This window comes from Streptomyces sp. BJ20, from assembly GCF_022869105.1.
In the GTDB taxonomy this organism is placed as follows: Bacteria; Actinomycetota; Actinomycetes; order Streptomycetales; family Streptomycetaceae; genus Streptomyces; species Streptomyces griseoincarnatus.
Genome location: NZ_CP094918.1, coordinates 4355275 through 4372256, shown reverse-complemented (window position 1 = coordinate 4372256; position 16982 = coordinate 4355275). Strand labels below are relative to the sequence as shown.

12 protein-coding genes are annotated in these 16982 nt (G+C 73.3%); 1 reads left to right on the top strand and 11 read right to left on the bottom strand.

Annotated elements, in window-relative coordinates:
• Positions 1 to 317 precede the first annotated feature (317 nt).
• The 10 genes from MTR79_RS19500 to MTR79_RS19455 all read right to left on the bottom strand — a co-directional run bounded on the left by MTR79_RS19500 (position 318) and on the right by MTR79_RS19455 (position 15645).
• On the bottom strand, positions 318 to 2549 hold the full coding sequence (locus MTR79_RS19500; protein ID WP_244791530.1) for an FUSC family protein: 2232 nt from the start codon (positions 2547 to 2549) through the stop codon (positions 318 to 320).
• Between the two features lie 61 nt (positions 2550 to 2610).
• Positions 2611 to 3984 (bottom strand): NAD(P)/FAD-dependent oxidoreductase, encoded by a 1374-nt coding sequence (locus MTR79_RS19495; protein ID WP_048456621.1) that lies wholly within the window; start codon positions 3982 to 3984, stop codon positions 2611 to 2613.
• A gap of 130 nt (positions 3985 to 4114) precedes the next feature.
• Positions 4115 to 5836, bottom strand: a complete 1722-nt coding sequence (locus MTR79_RS19490; protein WP_244791529.1) for a SpoIIE family protein phosphatase — start codon at positions 5834 to 5836, stop codon at positions 4115 to 4117.
• Positions 5833 to 6900, bottom strand: a complete 1068-nt coding sequence (locus MTR79_RS19485; RefSeq protein WP_086699493.1) for a SpoIIE family protein phosphatase — start codon at positions 6898 to 6900, stop codon at positions 5833 to 5835. The genes MTR79_RS19490 and MTR79_RS19485 overlap by 4 nt, the downstream gene beginning before the upstream one ends.
• Positions 6900 to 7343: an anti-sigma regulatory factor gene (locus MTR79_RS19480; protein ID WP_086699494.1), complete on the bottom strand. Its 444-nt coding sequence runs from the start codon at positions 7341 to 7343 to the stop codon at positions 6900 to 6902. Before MTR79_RS19480 ends, MTR79_RS19485 begins: the two co-directional genes overlap by 1 nt.
• Positions 7343 to 7756, bottom strand: coding sequence for an STAS domain-containing protein (locus MTR79_RS19475; protein ID WP_048456625.1), 414 nt, complete (start codon positions 7754 to 7756; stop codon positions 7343 to 7345). The genes MTR79_RS19480 and MTR79_RS19475 overlap by 1 nt, the downstream gene beginning before the upstream one ends.
• Positions 7753 to 8652: an STAS domain-containing protein gene (locus MTR79_RS19470; protein WP_048456626.1), complete on the bottom strand. Its 900-nt coding sequence runs from the start codon at positions 8650 to 8652 to the stop codon at positions 7753 to 7755. Before MTR79_RS19470 ends, MTR79_RS19475 begins: the two co-directional genes overlap by 4 nt.
• A 73-nt stretch (positions 8653 to 8725) precedes the next feature.
• Complete coding sequence (locus MTR79_RS19465) at positions 8726 to 9118, bottom strand: STAS domain-containing protein (protein ID WP_086699504.1); 393 nt, start codon at positions 9116 to 9118, stop codon at positions 8726 to 8728.
• Positions 9119 to 9220: 102 nt separating this feature from the next.
• Complete coding sequence (locus MTR79_RS19460) at positions 9221 to 11593, bottom strand: SpoIIE family protein phosphatase (protein ID WP_086699505.1); 2373 nt, start codon at positions 11591 to 11593, stop codon at positions 9221 to 9223.
• Between the two features lie 47 nt (positions 11594 to 11640).
• Complete coding sequence (locus MTR79_RS19455) at positions 11641 to 15645, bottom strand: HAMP domain-containing protein (protein WP_086699496.1); 4005 nt, start codon at positions 15643 to 15645, stop codon at positions 11641 to 11643.
• Positions 15646 to 16007: 362 nt separating this feature from the next.
• Here MTR79_RS19455 and MTR79_RS19450 point away from each other — a divergent pair, with 362 nt between their 5' ends.
• Positions 16008 to 16379: a hypothetical protein gene (locus MTR79_RS19450; protein ID WP_086699497.1), complete on the top strand. Its 372-nt coding sequence runs from the start codon at positions 16008 to 16010 to the stop codon at positions 16377 to 16379.
• 32 nt (positions 16380 to 16411) lie between these two features.
• On the opposite strand, the gene MTR79_RS19445 is transcribed toward MTR79_RS19450, so the two are convergent.
• Positions 16412 to 16846, bottom strand: coding sequence for an ATP-binding protein (locus MTR79_RS19445; RefSeq protein WP_086699499.1), 435 nt, complete (start codon positions 16844 to 16846; stop codon positions 16412 to 16414).
• Between the last annotated feature and the right edge of the window lie 136 nt (positions 16847 to 16982).

Here is a 16982-nt window from a genome sequence, read left to right as displayed (position 1 = left end):
GCAGCAGGGTTTGGGGGCTTGCCGTGCCTGTGGGGCCGCGGGGCCGTGGGTTCGCCGGCGTGGCCTGTGGGTGTGGGTGTGCGCTGGAGGCGCGGGCAGTAGGGGTCGGTGGGGCTGGCCGCGTGCGGTGCCGTGGGTCTGCCGGGCGTGACCTGTGGGTGTGGGTGTGGGTGTGCTGGGGGCGTTTGGGGTGTGGGTGCGGGCAAGTGGGGCTTGGTGGGGGCCGGCCGCGTGTGGGGCGGGGCCGCCGGGGGTGCCCTGCGGGTGTGAGCCTGCCGGGGCCGGAGGCCGTCGGGGTCAGCGCCGCCGCGCGGGGCTCAGTGCTCCGGGGCCTTCACCGGGACGTCCAGCGGGCGCGCCAGGCCCACCACCGCCTCGTCCAGGCGTTCCAGGTGGCGCAGGACCCGGCCGGTGACGCGGCCGTAGCGGGACGCGTCGTCGTCGGCGAGGAGCGATGCGATGCTCGGGCCCGTCTCGATGGGGGCCGTGACCTCGTCGTCGGCCACGCGGGTGGCGATCGTGCGGATGTTGCGGACCGTGCGGCCCGCCGCGCCCCGGAGACGGGGGTCCGCCGCGATGGACGGGTGGGTCGGCAGCAGCTCGGCCGTCGCGGCCAGCGAGCGCGCGTGGTACGCGCAGGTCTCCAGCAGGGCCACCACGTACCGCGCGGTGGTGCGCCGGGCCCGCAGCGGGGTGACCGGATGGGTCAGCGGCTTGGTGGCCGACCGCAGGTCGCCCAGCGCCTGGTCCAGTTCCCGCGCCTTGTCGAGCAAGTCCTCCGCGGGCCCGCCGCTGAGCTGCGTCACGGCGGCCTCGCTGACGTCCGACAGCCGCTCCAGGACCGTGACCAGCAACTCGTTGGTGCGCCGGTCCGTCCGCACCGGCAGCACCAGGGCCGCCGCCACCACCCCGCACACCGCGCCCAGCGCCGTCTCCTCCACCCGCAGCACCAGCACCTCCCAGCTGTAGGTGTGGAGCAGGGTGTACAGCAGCCCCAGCATCGCCGTGACGAAGAACGACATCAGGGTGTACGACAACGGCGCCGTGTAGAACATGGCGAAGATCAGCAGCAGCACCAGCACGAACGCCAGCACGGTGTTCCCGCCGACCAGCCCGGCCAGAAGGATCCCGGCGACCACGCCGAACACCGTGCCGAGGAGCCGCCGGTAGCCCTTGACCAGGATCTCCCCGGTGGACGCGGTGTTGATGAAGACGATCCAGCAGGTCAGCACCGCCCAGTACCAGCGGTCCGTGGACAGCAGCTCCCCGCCGACGATGGCCAGCGTCGAGCCGACGGACACCTGCACGGCCGCCCGCGTGGTGGGCCGCTGCAGCCCCTTCGGCTCCTCGGCCTCCTCCGCCTCCTCGGCGTCGATGGCGGCGTCCTCGGCGTCCAGCTCCTCCCGGGACCTGGCCGTCGCCGGACTGTCGTCCGACTCGTCCTGCGGGCCGTCCAGGGCGATCCGCAACCCCATCACCGCGCGGGCCACCTCGCCGATGCCGCGGAACACGTCCCGCACCGGCGCCGAGGCGGCCGGGAGGTTCTCCTCGTCCCGGTAGCCGAGCAGCCGGTTCCGCATCTGGGCCACGCCCGCCCCCGCCGACCCGGTACGCAGAACCAGCGCGCGCAGCGCCCGCAGGTCACGGCGGAGCAGCGCGGTCACCTCCTCGGGGCCGGGCAGCCGCCCCACCTCCGGCGCGGGGGCTCCCGGCAGATGCAGCGTCAGGGTGTCCGCCCGCTCCGCGCTGCGGGCGGACAGCAGCGACAGTCCCAGCCGCTCGGAGGCGATCTCCGCGTCGGCGACGCGCCGCTGCACCAGCCGCGCGGTCGGCTCGTCGGGGGTGCCCTCCTCCAGCCGGCTCTGGATCATCAGCGCCGTCTCGTGCAGCCGGGCGGTCCGCTCTCGCACCTCCTCCAGCGCCTTGTCGGCCTCGTCGGGCCCCGCGTCCAGCAGCGCGATCTGCGCGGACACCAGCCGCGCCAGCCGTACCCGGAACGCCTGCCGCAGCCGCACCAGCAGCCCGGTCGGCGTCACCGGCACGACGGCGAACCGCACCACGGCGCTGCTCGCGAAGCCGACCGCGATGGCCGCCCAGAACCCCGGAAGCTGTTCGGGCGTCGCGCCCACGAACAGCGACACGAAGTACAGCTGGAAACCGACCAGCCCCAGGGTCGTCCCGCGGTCGCCGAAGCGGCGGCCGTACACCGCGCAGAAGATCAGGGCGACGGAGAAGACGTCGCCCACCACCACCCGCCGGCTCAGCAGCGCGCCCAGCGACAACGACACCAGCGCCACCGGAAGCCCCAGCGCCAGCGTGACCGCCTGCGCCCCGCGCCGCCGCTCCCGGATCGAGAAGGTGGCGGCCATCGACGTCATCGCGCCCGCCACCAGATGGGTGATGTCCGCGCCGGCCGGTGCGAGCACGGCCAGGGTGAGAGCGATCGCCCCCACCGTGCGCAGCCCGGCGGTCAGCCGCAGCAGCCCGGGGTCGGACGCCGCCAGGTGGTCGCGCAGCCGTGTGCCCGACCGGCGCCCTGCCGCCTTCACGCCCGCGCACGCTCCCCCGTCGTCACCACTCCGTCCGCCGCCCCGGCCTCCGTGCGCCGGGTCACCGAGCCGCCCGGCCCGCTTCCTCGACGTGCGCCCGCACCTGCTCCGGTGTCAGGTAGGCGTCCAGGTACTCGAAGTCGCGCAGACTGCCCGGCCGGTGCGCCTGGAAACCGGTGCGCACGAAGTCGTCACCGGCGACCGCGTTCAGCAGCCAGTTGGTCATCACACGGGTCTTGGCCACCCCGGTGCGCAGCGCGGACCAGTGGTAGCCGCGGGCCACCACCTGGGCGGGCAGGCCGTGCAGCTCGTAGCCGAGCGGCTTGGACACCGCGTCGGTGCCGCCGAGGTCCACCACGAGCCCCAGGTCCTGGTGCACGTACGGCCGGGTCGACCGGCCCCGCAGGGTGGCGATGACGTTCTCCGCGACGTGCCGGCCCTGCCGCAGCGCGTGCTGCGCGGTCGGCGGGCACACCGCGTCGTCGCCCTTGGCCAGGTCCGGCACCGCGGCCGAGTCGCCGAGCGCGAACACCCCGTCGTACCCCGGCAGCCGCATGTCCGCGTTCACCGCGAGCCGGCCCCGTACGGTCTCCGCGTCGAGCGTGCCGATCAGCGGGCTGGCCACCACCCCTGCGGTCCAGATCAGCGTGCGCGTGGGCACCACCCGGCCGTCGGTGAAGGTGACCTCCTCGCCGCCCGCCTTGGCGATGGACACGCCCAGCGAGATCTCGATGCCGCGCCGGGTGAGGATCTCATGGGCGCTGCGGCCCAGCTTCTCGCCCAGCTCGGGCATCAGCTTGGGCGCGATGTCGATCAGATGCCACTTGATCAGGCCCGGGTCGAGGCGTGGGTAGCGCTTGACGGCGGCGTGCGTCAGCCGCTGCAGGCAGGCCGCGGTCTCGGTGCCCGCGTAGCCGCCGCCGACCACCACGAACTGCAGCCGCGAGGCGCGCTCCGCCGGGTCGGTGCAGGCGTCCGCCAGGTCCAGCTGGGAGATCACGTGGTCGCGCAGGTAGGCGGCCTCGGCCAGCGACTTCAGCCCGAAGGCGTGGTCGGTGAGACCCGGGATGTCGAAGGTGCGGGTGACGCTGCCGGGCGCCAGCACGATGTAGTCGTACGGCTCGTCGACGGTGTCCCCGGCGATGGTCCGGATGACGCACACCTTGGCCCGCAGATCCACGCCGATCGCGCCGCCCGGGATGATCCGGGTCCGGTACTTCTCGCTGCGCCGCAGGGAGAGCGCGATCGACTGGGGCGTCAGCACCCCGGAGGCCACCTGGGGGAGCAGCGGAAGGTACAGCTGGTAGGACATCGGCGTCACCAGCGTCAGCTCCGCCTCGCCCGGAGTGAGCCTGCGCTCCAGCCGCCGCACGCACTCCACACCGGCGAAACCGGCGCCCACCACGAGGATCCTGGGTCGTGTCACGATGTCCATCCCTTCGTGCGGCTTCAGGCGGTCCGCCTGGAACGTCGATGCCTGACGCGTGCCCCTGTTCAGCTCCACGATGCCCGCACCGGCCCCGGACCGCACCGGGAACCGCCGGGGCGGAGAACCCTGCGCGCCCTCAGCCGCGCAGGTGGCAGAGCAGCAGACACACGTCGTCGTCACGCTCGGAGTCGCTGAGCAGAGGCCGTAGAAGGCGGTCCGCCGCGTCCTCCAGGTCGGTGTCCAGCTCCGCGCGGTCGAACGAGGCGAGGACCGAGCCGAGCCGCTCGATGCCCGGGTCGATGCCGTGGGAGCGCCGCTCCACCAGACCGTCGGTGTAGAGGGCCAGCGTCGAGCCGGGCGCCAGCCGCTCGGTGTGGTCGGGAATGTCCTGGCTCAGCGGGATGCCCAGCATCGCGCCCGGCTTGGCGTCCAGCGTGCGCACCTCACCGTCCGGCAGCCGCAGCACCGGCGGCGGATGGCCGGCCGCGGCCCAGGTCAGCGTCCGGTCCTCCGGGTGGAAGCGGGCGATGACGGCCGTCGCGAACAAGTCCGGCTGGAGATGGCGCAGATAGCCGTGCAGCCGGGTGAGCAGCTGCCCGGGGCTGTCGCCGTCCACCGCGTAGGCGCGCAGCGCGGTGCGCAGCTGGCTCATCATCACCGCCGCGTGCAGCCCGTGCCCGGTCACGTCGCCGATCACGGTGACCAGGCTGCCGTCCCGCTGCCGGAACGCGTCGTACCAGTCACCGCCGATGTTCAGGCCGTGCGTGGCGGGCAGATAGCGCGCGGCCAGCCCCACGCCCGGGGCGGACGGCAGCTCCGTCAGCAGGGCGCGCTGCAGCGTCTCCGCGATGTCCCGGTTGTGTTCGAACCGGCGCGCGTTGTCCAGGGCGATCCCGGCCCGCCGGGCCAGCTCGATCAGCATCACCGCGTCGTCCGGGTCCCACCGCTCGCCCTGCGGCGACAGGATCAGCACGCCCAGCGGCGCCCGGCGCGGCGTCAGCAGCGGCACGCACAGCAGCGGCCGGTGGGGGGCCAGCGCCGACGGCGGCCGGTCCTCCACGCCCGGCAGGTTGCCGGGATGGTCGGCGGCGTACTGCGGACGCCCGGTGCGGGCCGCCTGCACCGCCGCGCCCGGATGGTCGGCGGGCAGCGGCCGGCCGTCCTCCTGGTCGAACAGCCACACGTCGACGCCGTCGGCGTACCGCGGCACCAGCAGCTCCGGCAGCCGGCGCAGGATCTCGTCGTGGTTCAGCGACGCGGTCAGCACCGCGCTGGCGTCCGCGAGGAACGTGAGCCGCCGCCGCGCGTTCTCCGCCTCGGTGCGCGCCCGGCGCTCCGCGGCGAACGCCTCCCGCTGCGCCCTGCCCGCCGCGTCCAGCTCGGCGTGCAGCGCGAGGACGCCCTGGTTGGTCTGGTGCAGCTCCTCCCGGTGGAAGGCGACCAGACCCTCCTGCTCCGTCAGCTCCTCCAGCACCACCGAGGTGTCCTCGTCGGCCCCGAGCAGCCCCTCGGACAGCGCGGCCGCATCCTCCGGCACCGTGCACGGACCGGACAGCCGGCCCGGCTCGGGGCAGGGCACACCCGCCGTCCACGGGGTGCGGTCCCCGGCGGCGCCGTCCGGAGCCGGGACGACCACCACGTGCAGCTCACCGGGACCGCCGTCCGCGCCCCGGGTGCCCTCCAGAGTGAGCAGCCAGGTGCCGCCCTTGGTGAGGCACTGCCGCAGCTGCCCGCTGAGGGACACGGCCAGCCGGGTCCGTTCCACGGTGGGCACCCCGCACGCGGCCGCCAGCCGCGCCACGGCGATCCGGGCGCGGGCCGCGTCGGTGACGGTCGCGATGCGCCAGGCACGCGTCATGAGGAAGCCTCCGGGACGTTGGCGAGCACGGCCACGGTGGTGTCGTCCCGCACCGGACGTGCCGCGCTGCCCGCGTCGCGGACCGCCACGGCCGCCGTCACGGCCGGGTCGGCAGGGGGCACGCCGGTGCCCGCGGGCGGCGTCCAGCGCGACGGCAGCCCGTCCGTGTGCAGGATCAGCAGGCTCCCGGGGGTCCAGTCCGCCTCGTCCTCGCGCACCGTGCGCGGCCGGTGGGCGCCGACGATCCCGGGCCGGGACAGCAGCGTCCGCCAGCGTCCGCCGTCCCGCAGCCGCGCGGTCACGTTGCCGATGCCCGCGAAGCGCAGCCGCCCGGTCCAGGTGTCGAGCTGGGCCGCGGCGACCGCCGCGCCGCGGGTCCCGGACAGCGCGGTGTGCAGCCGCTGGAGCATCTCGGCGGGCGGCAGCCGGGCGCAGTGGCGCAGCTCCTCGACGGCGGCGTCGGAGGCGCGGGCGGCCTCGGCGCCGTGGCCGAGACCGTCCGCCAGCATCAGCGTCACCCGGTCGCCGGACCGCACCCACGACCAGGCGTCGCCGGACTGCTGCGCGCCCGCGAAGGGCACGTTGACGCCGCCGGCGTGCACGCCGAGGGCGTGTGCCGGGTCCTGCTCGGGGACGAGCCCGGCGGTGGCGGGGCCGACCCGGGCCACCGCGACCGTGCCCCGGCCCACCTCGCTGTGCAGCCCGAACGCGTCGGCGATCCGCCGGCAGGTGCCCAGGCCCGCCCCGAGCGAGCCGCCGGTGGTGAAGCCGTCCTCGAACGCGCCGGCCACGTCGGCGATGCCCGGCCCGTGGTCGAGGGCGGTGATCTGCACGGCCCGTCCCGGCCGCCCCTCCGGCAGCACGGCGGGGTCGACGACGTCGACGACCACCTCGCCGGCCTTCGCGTGGTTCACCACGTTGGTCGCCAACTCGGTGGCCACCAGCGCGCACGCCGCGCGGCGCTGCTCGTCCAGCCCGGCGCGGGCCGCGGCATCCTCCGCCGCCACCCTGACGTCGCGCACCCGTGTCGCGTCGTGCACCGGCACGTGCCACACACGCGGCATCACGCACCCCCGCGCGGCCGGACCGGCCGGGACACCCAGGAGGTCACCCGCACCGTGGTGCCCGTCCCCGGTGTGCTGTCCACCTCGAAGTCGTGCACCAGGCGCCGCGACCCGCCCAGCCCCATGCCCAGTCCGTCGCCGGAGGTGTAGCCGTCGCTGAGGGCCCGCTCGAGATCCGGGATCCCCGGGCCCTCGTCGGAGAAGGTCAGCCGCAGCCCGGCCGTGCCGTCGGCGGCGGTGACCCGCGTCGTCTCCAGCACACCGCCCCCGCCGTGCACCAGCGTGTTGCGGGCCAGCTCGCTGGCGGCCGTCACCAGCTTCGTCTGGTCCACCAGACCGAATCCGACCCGGGTGGCGGCCTGCCGCACGTGCTGACGCACCCACGCGAGGTCCATGTCCGACCGGATGGGCAGCCGCGCCTCCACGTCCGCGGCGGTGTCCATCACGGTCTCCCCTCGCCGCCGGGCCTGTTCGCCACGACGGGCTGCGCGAGCATCGCCAGAGCCGCCTCCGTGTTCAGTGCCGTACGCAGCTCCGGGAACGTCAGGCCCAGCTCCACCAGCGTGATGGCCACCGCGGGCCGCATGCCCGCCACCACGGTCCGCGCGGCCAGCAGCTCGGTCTGCGCCGCCGTTTCGGCCAGGACCCGGCCCAGGAAGGAGTCGACGATCTCCACCCCTGAGATGTCGATCACCACCCCGGTGACCCGGCTGGCGACGATCGTCTCGGCCAGGTCCTGCTGGAGCTGGGCCGCCATGCCGTCGTGCAGGTCGCCCTGCAAGGTGACCAGCAGCACGTCACCGAGCCGCAGCACCGGCACATGGCCCGCGACCGGGCGGGCGAAGTGTTCGCTCACCGCCGGACCGCACCCTCGGCCGGAGCGTTCACGATGTTCGCGCCCAGCTCGTTCAGGCAGTATCCGAGCGCGTCGGCGAGGCTGGCGCGGGTCTTGACCGTGCCGAGGTCGAGGCCGAGATGGACGATGGTCTGCGCGATCGCCGGGCGGATGCCGGAGACGACGCACTCGGCACCCATAAGCCGGGCGGCGGCGACCGTCTTCATCAGGTGCTGCGCGACCAGCGAGTCGACCGTCGGCACACCCGTGATGTCGAGGATCGCGAACCGGGCGCGCTGGTCGACGACCGCGTCCAGCAGCGTCTCCATCACCACCTGGCTGCGGGCGCTGTCCAGCGTCCCGATCAGCGGGACCGCCACGATCCCGTCCCAGAGCTTGATCACCGGTGTCGCCACCTCCAGCAGCTGCAGCCGCTGCCGGTCGATCAGGGCCTGGTTCTCGCTGAGCGCGGTCTGCATGGTGACCAGCCGCAGCGTGCCCATCAGCACGCTCAGCGCGATGGCGCACTCCCGCCGCCGCTCGGGGTCCTCCTGCTCCAGATCGGCCACCAGGAGGTTCTCCACCGGCGGCAGCAGCGCGGCCAGCTCGCTGGAGACCTGGGTGGTGGACAGCCCCGCGCGGGAGCGGGCCGCCCCCATCCGGGCGAGCTGCTCGCGGACCCCGGTGAACCCCGCGGCGTCCGGGTCCTCGATCCGCTGCGCGTCGGCCACCTGGGCCAGCGCGTCCACGATCACCCGGCCCGCGTCCACCGCCTCGTCGCGCGAGACGGTGAACACCGTGCGGAACAGGGGCTCGTCGGCCCATCGCTGGGCTATCTGCTCCCGTCGCCGCCGCAGGAAGTCCCCGACCTCCCTGGCGGGCGTCGAGTGGGTCGCGTCCGCTTCGTGCTCCGGCACCTGTCTGCTCTCCTCCTGATCGTCACAAAGCGCCCGGACCCGTGACGGGGCCGGGCAGGCGGGGCGGTCCCGCTCAGACCTCGGGCTCGGCCGGGGCCGCCTGAGGACGGTCGACGCGGTCCAGCGCCTCGTCGAGGCTCTCCGACACGGGCACGGTGATGCTGACGCCCGTCAGATCGAGGATCCGGCGCACCGCGGGGGTGGGCGAGATGATGTGCACGCTCCCCGGCAGCTCCCGCGCCTCCTGGTAGACGCGCAGGATGATGTTCATACCGGAGGAGTCCATGAACGGCACCGCGGACAGGTCCAGCAGGAAGTGCCGGCGCCCGTGGTGCAGCTGGTTCGCCAGATGGTGCTGGAACTCGGTCGCGGTGTCGACGTCCAAGTAGCCCTCGACGGTCACGAGGGCCACGTCCTCACGAGGAAGTGTCACCTCGACGGACAACGGGTCCTGGGCAATGGGCACGAGTACCTCCAACAAGGTGATCAAGCTCTTCGTCGCGCAGCCGCGCGTACCCCCGAATCGCCCCCTCATGCCTGCCCCCGCCCGATCGGCCGTCGGGGTGACCTAACCCACTCTGATCCCCACGATGCAGGTGTCGTCGTCGGTGTCCGACCGGCTGTACGTGAGCAGGCGGTCCAGCCGCTGGTCGAGCGAGCCCGGGACCGTGGCCGCGGTGGTGAGGAGGTGCGTCAGCGACTCCTCCACCGAGCGGTCCCGCCGCTCGATCAGCCCGTCCGTGTACATCAGCAGGTTGTCCTCCGCGGCGAGCTGCACCTCGCCCTCCTCGTAGCGCGCCTCGGGGACGGCGCCCAGCAGCAGACCGCTCACCGCCGGCAGCGGGGCCGCCTCGGATCCGCGCACCAGCACCGGCGGCAGATGACCCGCCCGCGCCCACCGCAGGACGCGGGTGGCCGGGTCGTACAGGCCGCAGACCGCCGTGGCCGTGACCCCGCCGGTCAGATGGTGCGTCACCATGTTCAGCCACGACAGCAGCTGCCCGGGGCCCGCGCCGGTGACGGCCAGCCCGCGCAGCGCGTTGCGCAGCACGACCATGCTCGTCGCCGCCTCGATGCCGTGACCGGCCACGTCGCCCACGCACAGCAGCACCAGACGCGACGGCAGCACCACCGCGTCGTACCAGTCGCCGCCCACCAGCTGCTCCGCCTCTGCGGGCCGGTAGCGCACGGCCACGTCCAGGTCGGGCATCTGCAGCGGCGCCTGCGTCGGCGGCATGATCGCCCGCTGGAGCTGCAGCGCCAGCCGGTCCCGCTCGCTGGCCTGCTGCTCGGTGTGCGCGAGCTGGTCACGGGTCGCCGCCAGCGCCACCTCGGTCCAGTGCTGGGCCGAGATGTCCTGGTAGGCGCCCCGTACGGTGAGCAGCCGCCCGTCGGTGTCCAGCACCGGCTCGGCGACCACCCGGATGTGCCGGGTCACGCCGTCCGGCCGCTGCAGCCGGAACGCGGCCGAGGCCGGGCGCCGGTGGTGCAGCAGCGTGCGCAGGAAACGGCCGATGGCCACCGCGTCGTCCGGGTGCGCGTGCGCCGGAAGGTCCTCCAGCGGCACCGGGGAACTGGTCTCCGGTCGCCCGTACAGGTCGAAGAGCTGGTCGTTCCAGGTGATCTCACCGGTCAGCAGGTTCTCCTCGAACCCGCCGATCCGGCCGAGCCGCTGCGCGTGCTGCAGCAGGCTCGCCAGCCGGGCCGTCTCGTCCTCGATACGCCAGATGAACAGGATTCCCGCGCCGTGCCGGCTGACGCTGATGTCCGCGACCGCCGACAGCGGCACCTGGTCCACCAGCGCGGTCAGATGCATGCGCCGGGCGCGGAACGGCTCACCCGTGGCGTACACGCGCTCGATCCGCGCGAACAGCTCGCTCTCCCCGGCCGCCATCGGGTACGCCTCCAGCAGCAGGGCCCCGCCGACCATGCCGCGCGGCCGGCCCGCCGGGTCCAGGAAACGGCTGTTGACGTGCTGGATGCGGAAGTCGAGCAGGTTCCCCGACTCGTCCAGGTGCGGCACCAGCACCAGGGCCGGGTCGTACAGCCCGTCGGCCAGGTCCATCAGCTCGGCCGTGTCCGGCAGCACCCGCTCCGGACGGGCGGGCCCGTCGGGCACCGCGTACGTCTCCAGCGTGTGCGCGCACAGCTCCGCCAGGGCCTCCACCTGCCGTACGATCTGCGGCCGCTGCGGTGGCAGCGGAACGGGCCAGACGATCTCCAGCACGCCGTACACCCGCCCGCCGGTGCCGGCGGGCACGGCCGCACGGCCGCCGTCCGGGTGGTGGTGCCGGCCCACACTGGGCAGCCCCCGCTCGGCCAGCGACTCGATCCACAGCCCCTCGCGCTCGGCCAGACCGCACCGCGCGACCGTCGCCACGTCCGGCGGCACGTAGTACCAGCGCGCCGCCTCGGCGGGGGAGAAGCCCGCACTGCCGGCCAGGGTCAGCGACCCGTCGGCGCCGGCCGCCCAGATCGCCACGGCCACCGCGCCCAGCGGGCGCAGCGCCTGCTCCAGCAGCGACTCGGCGACCGCCTGGGTGTCGTCGGCGGCGAGCACCCCGCTCTCCGCCGCCCGCAGCCGTACGGCGGCCGGGTCCGCCTCCGCCTCGCCGGCCGCCCGGGTGGCGGCCAGGAAGGCGTGGGTCACCTCGGACATCCGGTCCCGGGCGGCCTGGTTGATCACCTCGACGGCGAACTCCAGCTGGGTCGTCCCCGCCTGCTCCGTCAGCTCGGCGAGCTGCCGGGCCGCCTGCGCCGGACCGCACCCGAGGCGCTCCACGAGGATGCCCTTGGCGAGCTCGATCAGTGCCCGCCCCTCGGCCTCCGCCTGCGCGGCCCGCACCTCGCGGCTCAGCCTGTCCACCGTCGCCGCGAGCCGGCCCACGGGTGAGTCCGTGGCCACGCCTGCCGGACCGGCCGGGGGACGCCGCAGCTCCATCTCGTCGGGCGTCGGCTCGCCCATGTGCCCCTGGTCCTCCGTGACGCTCATGCCGGCAGCCAGCGGTGGACGCAGGCGATCAGCTCACGGCTGTCGACCGGCTTGGTGACGTAGTCGCTGGCGCCCGACGCGAGGCTCTTCTCCCGGTCCCCGGGCATCGCCTTCGCGGTCACCGCGATGATCGGCAGGTCCGCGTACTGCGGCATCGAGCGGATCTCGGCCGTGGCGGCGTACCCGTCCAGCTCGGGCATCATCACGTCCATCAGGACCAGCGCGACGTCCGGGTTGTCCACCAGTCTCTCGATGCCCTTGCGGCCGTCCTCGGCGTGCAGCACCCGGAAACCGTGCAGCTCGAGGATGCCGCTGAGCGCGAAGAGGTTCCGCGCGTCGTCGTCGACGACCAGCACCGTCCGGCCCGCGAACGAGCCGTCGACCACGGTCTCCGGCGCAGTCCGCTGCGCCTCGTCCGGGCGCACCAGCGACAGCACGTCGCCGGGCTCCTCCGCCGACAGGTGCAGCGCGATCCGCTCCCGCAGCTCGTCCAGGCTGGACAGGAACTCCAGCGCCGTGCCCGAGGCGCGGTCCCGCAGGTTCGCCTCCACCCCGGCGTCGGCGCGGTGCCCGCTGTGCACCAGGACGGGCACGCTCGCCAGGGCGGAGTCGCCGCGCAGCGCTTCCAGGAAGCGGGTCACCTCCGCCTCCGCCATGCCCAGCTCCAGCACCACGCAGTGGCAGGGGTCGGCGGCCAGCGCTCCGGCCGCCTCCTGCGCGCCGACGGCGGTGATGATGTCGACCGAAGGGCGGGAGCCGCCGCCCGTGTGGGCGACGTCCTGCACGACGCTCTCCGCGACCAGGGTGAGCAGCCCACGGGGCCGCTCCTCCACCACCAGCAGGCGGCGCGGACGCTGCCCCTGCGAGGCGGGCGCCGCCTCGATCGCGGGCGTCCGCGGGGACGCCGCCTCCGGCAGGTCCTGTCCGGCCGGCTCGCTCTCCACGGCCGGCGCGGGCCGCAGCTGCTGCTCGAAGTCGGGCCGGGCGACCGGCAGGAACAGCGTGAACGTCGAGCCCTGGCCCGCGACGCTGTCCACGGTGACAGCGCCGCCCAGGAGGTGCGCGATCTCCCGGGTGATGGAAAGACCCAGGCCCGTGCCGCCGTACTTGCGGCTGGTGGTGCCGTCGGCCTGCTGGAAGGCGCCGAAGATCGACTCCAGGTGCTGCTCCGGGATGCCCACCCCGGTGTCCCGTACCCGGAAGGCGACCACGGGACCGCCCCGCAGCACCTCCTGGGGCACCTCGTCGTCCGGAGCCGGCTCGATCCGCAGCTCCACCTGGCCGCGCTCGGTGAACTTCACCGCGTTGGACAGCAGGTTGCGCAGCACCTGACGCAGCCGCGAGTCGTCGGTGAGCAGGTCCGCGGGCGCGCCCGGCGCGGTGGTGATCGTGAAGTCCAGGCTCTTCTGCATGGTCATCGGCCGGAAGGTGGCCTCGACGTACTCGACGAGACGGCGCAGCTCCACCCGCTCGGGGCTGACGTCCATCTTGCCCGCCTCGACCTTCGACAGGTCGAGGATGTCGTTGATCAGCTGCAGCAGGTCCGAGCCCGCCGAGTGGATGATCTGCGCGTACTCCACCTGCTTGGGGGAGAGGTTGCGCGAGGGGTTCTGGGCGAGCAGCTGGGCCAGGATCAGCAGGCTGTTGAGCGGGGTGCGCAGCTCATGGCTCATGTTCGCCAGGAACTCCGACTTGTACTTCGAGGCGAGCGACAACTGCTGCGCCCGCGCCTCGAGTTCCTGCCGGGCCTGCTCGATCTGCAGGTTCTTCGCCTCGATGTCCCGGTTCTGCGAGGCCAGCAGCGCAGCCTTGTCCTCCAGTTCGGCGTTGGAGCGCTGCAGTTCCTCCTGCTGGGTCTGCAACTCCGCGGACCGTTCCTGGAGTTCGGCGGTGAGCCGCTGCGACTCCACCAGCAGTTCGTCGGTGCGGGCGTTCGCCACGATGGTGCTGACGTTGACGCCGATGGTCTCCATCAGCTGTTCCAGGAAGTCCTGGTGGATCTGGGTGAACGAGGTCACCGACGCCAGCTCGATCACGCCGAGCACCTGGCCCTCGACCACGATCGGCAGCAGCACCAGGGCCGTCGGCACCACCTGGCCGAGCCCGGAGGAGATGGTCACGTAGTCCGGCGGCAGCTGGTCCACCAGTATGGTGCGCCGGCTGCGCGCCGCCTGTCCGACGAGGGTCTTGCCGAAGGCGATGCGCGTCGGCCGCCCGCTGTCGTCGGGGTAGCCGTAGGAGCCGACGAGACGCAGCTCGGGGCCGCCCTCGCCGTCCTCCGCGAGGTAGAACGCGCCGTACTGCGCGGACACCAGCGGCACCAGCTCGTCCATGATCAGCTCCGCGACCACGGGCAGGTCGCGGTGACCCTGCATCAGCCCGGACACCCGGGCCAGGTTGGTCTTGAGCCAGTCCTGCTCCTGGTTGGCCCGGGTGGTCTCGCGCAGGGACTCCACCATCGCGTTGATGTTGTCCTTGAGCTCGGCGACCTCGCCGGAGGCCTCCACGTTCACCGAGCGGGTCAGGTCGCCCTCGGCGACCGCGCTGGTCACCTCGGCGATCGCGCGGACCTGCCGGGTGAGGTTCCCGGCCAGCTCGTTGACGTTCTCGGTGAGCCGCTTCCAGGTGCCGGAGACGCCCTCGACCTCCGCCTGTCCGCCGAGGCGGCCCTCGGTGCCGACCTCCCGGGCGACGCGGGTGACCTCCTGGGCGAACGCGGAGAGCTGGTCGACCATCGTGTTGATGGTCGTCTTCAGCTCCAGGATCTCGCCGCGCGCGTCCACGTCGATCTTCTTCGACAGGTCGCCCTTCGCCACGGCCGTCGTCACCAGCGCGATGTTGCGCACCTGGCCGGTGAGGTTGTTGGCCATGGAGTTGACGTTGTCGGTGAGGTCCTTCCAGGTGCCCGCGACACCCGGCACGTGCGCCTGTCCGCCGAGGCGTCCTTCGGTGCCGACCTCGCGGGCGACGCGGGTGACCTCGTCGGCGAACGCGGACAGCGTGTCCACCATCGTGTTGATGACGTCCGCGAGCGCCGCGACCTCGCCGGCCGCCTCGACGCGGATCCGCTGCGAAAGGTCGCCCCGGCCCACGGCGGAGGCCACCTGGGCGATGGAGCGCACCTGGCTCGTCAGGTTGGACGCCATCACGTTGACGTTGTCCGTGAGGTCCTTCCAGGTGCCCGACACCCCCCGCACCTGGGCCTGTCCGCCGAGGCGTCCTTCGGTGCCGACCTCGCGGGCGACGCGGGTGACCTCGTCGGCGAAGGCGGAGAGCTGGTCGACCATCGTGTTGATGGTGTTCTTGAGTTCGAGGATCTCGCCGCGGGCGTCGACGGTGATCTTCTGCGAGAGGTCGCCCTGCGCGACCGCCGTCGCGACCAGCGCGATGTTGCGCACCTGACCGGTGAGGTTGCCGGCCATGAAGTTCACCGAGTCGGTCAGGTCACGCCACGTGCCCCTGACCCCCTGCACGTCGGCCTGTCCGCCGAGGCGTCCTTCGGTGCCGACCTCGCGGGCGACGCGGGTGACCTCGTCGGCGAAGGCGGAGAGCTGGTCGACCATCGTGTTGATGGTGTTCTTGAGTTCGAGGATCTCGCCGCGGGCGTCGACGGTGATCTTCTGCGACAGGTCGCCCTTCGCCACGGCCGTCGTCACCTGGGCGACGTTGCGGACCTGCGCCGTGAGGTTGCCCGCCATGGCGTTCACCGAGTCGGTGAGGTCCGCCCAGGTGCCCGACACCCCCGGCACCTGCGCCTGACCGCCGAGCGTCCCCTCCGTGCCCACCTCGCGGGCGACACGGGTGACTTCGGAGGTGAACAGCGACAGCTGGTCCACCATCCCGTTGAAGACCTTGGCGATGTCCCCCATGAGCCCGTCGGCGTCATCGGGCAGCCGGGTCCCGAAGTCCCCGTCCCGTACGGCCGTCAGCCCCGCGAGGAGCTGCCTCAGCTCCTTGTCCCCCGGCACCGTGTCGGTCCCCTCGGTGCTTCCCCTGGTCATGCGCACCCTCGTTCCGGCCCCATTCAGTGCGCATTTCCGCAGATCAGCGGAGTCGCGCGGCGAGAAATACGCCGCAGGTTAACCCACCTCGCGGGCGCGCCACAAAGCGAGTGGCGGGCTTTCCGGACCGGACGAGGAACACGTCCCCCCGCGTGCATGGTCCCGCGAAAGCGGGGTACCTGACCCCATTTTACGTCCGTCCGGCCAGGTTGGCCGCATTCGACGGTCGCCGTTCGAATGTGTGCCCACCGGACGGGTATCTGCTCGGGTGGAGAGTGGAGAGGGGCGGAGTTCCGGCCCCGCTCCTGCGAAAGGGGGAGCAGTTCATGGGGAGCAGTCGTTTCTCGGGGAGGCCGGAAGCAGTGCCCACCGACAGCATCTGGTCGTACGCGCCGGGCCTGGACCACGCCCGCGGGGCGGACCTCACGGGCTACACCGTCGTCGCGAGCGACGGAACCGCCGGCCACGTCGACCGCCAGGCCGGCCATCACGGCATGCCGCACCTCGTCGTGGACACCGGCGTGTGGGTGTTCGGCCGCAGCCTGCTGGTCCCCGTCGGGGTGATCACCTCCGTCGACACCGCCGGGCGGAAATTGACGGTGTCCTGCACCCGGGCCGAGCTGAAGGCCGCGCCGCGCTTCCGCACCGACAGCGAGACCATGGACCACGTCTATCTCACCGCCGTCGGCCACTACTACAGCGAGCTGCCCCGTGAGGAGCGGCCCGCCGGATGAGCGCGGGCCCCGGCATCCGGCCTCCGGGGCGCTCACCACGGCAGGAAGACGTGAATGTCCTTGCCCTGCTCGTGCGTCACGACGCTCACCTGGTCGCAGAGCGTGTGGATCAGATGCCACCCGATGCCGCCCCCGCCGCTGTGCGGATGGAACGGCCGCGGGGCCGGTTCGGTGGTGCTGGTGTCGTGCATCACCACATGCACCCCGTCGAACGTGCGGCGCAGCCGCAGCTCGAACGGTCCGGGGGCGTACTGCACCGCGTTGGCGGCCAGTTCCGTGACCACCAGGAGTATGTCGTCCCAGTGCTCCGGCGCCGAGGGCGCCGACGCACGGGCCAGGTCGAAGAGGAATCCCTCCGCGACCAGGCGTGCGTCCGTCACATCGTGCAGCTCCCCCGGGAAGCTGGCGATGCGGCTCGTGATCTCCTCGCCGGCCAGTGTTCTGTCCCTACGCGACTCGGGTGCCATGTCGCCTTCCAGGCCCCGGTAGCTGCCGGGGCGGTCGTCGCTGCTGTTGCGTTCCCCGATCTGTGGGTTCCCGTGCGGGCGGAGCCTACGCGCCCGCCTGCCCGACGGTGCGGGGTGACAAACCCCGCACCCCGGC

Coding starts and splice junctions, on each gene's coding strand:
- MTR79_RS19495 (WP_048456621.1), bottom strand. CDS start 3,984: ATGGACATCGTGACACGACCCAGGATCCTCGTGGTGGGCGCCGGTTTC.
- MTR79_RS19485 (WP_086699493.1), bottom strand. CDS start 6,900: ATGCCGCGTGTGTGGCACGTGCCGGTGCACGACGCGACACGGGTGCGC.
- MTR79_RS19445 (WP_086699499.1), bottom strand. CDS start 16,846: ATGGCACCCGAGTCGCGTAGGGACAGAACACTGGCCGGCGAGGAGATC.
- MTR79_RS19480 (WP_086699494.1), bottom strand. CDS start 7,343: ATGGACACCGCCGCGGACGTGGAGGCGCGGCTGCCCATCCGGTCGGAC.
- MTR79_RS19490 (WP_244791529.1), bottom strand. CDS start 5,836: ATGACGCGTGCCTGGCGCATCGCGACCGTCACCGACGCGGCCCGCGCC.
- MTR79_RS19460 (WP_086699505.1), bottom strand. CDS start 11,593: ATGGAGCTGCGGCGTCCCCCGGCCGGTCCGGCAGGCGTGGCCACGGAC.
- MTR79_RS19455 (WP_086699496.1), bottom strand. CDS start 15,645: ATGACCAGGGGAAGCACCGAGGGGACCGACACGGTGCCGGGGGACAAG.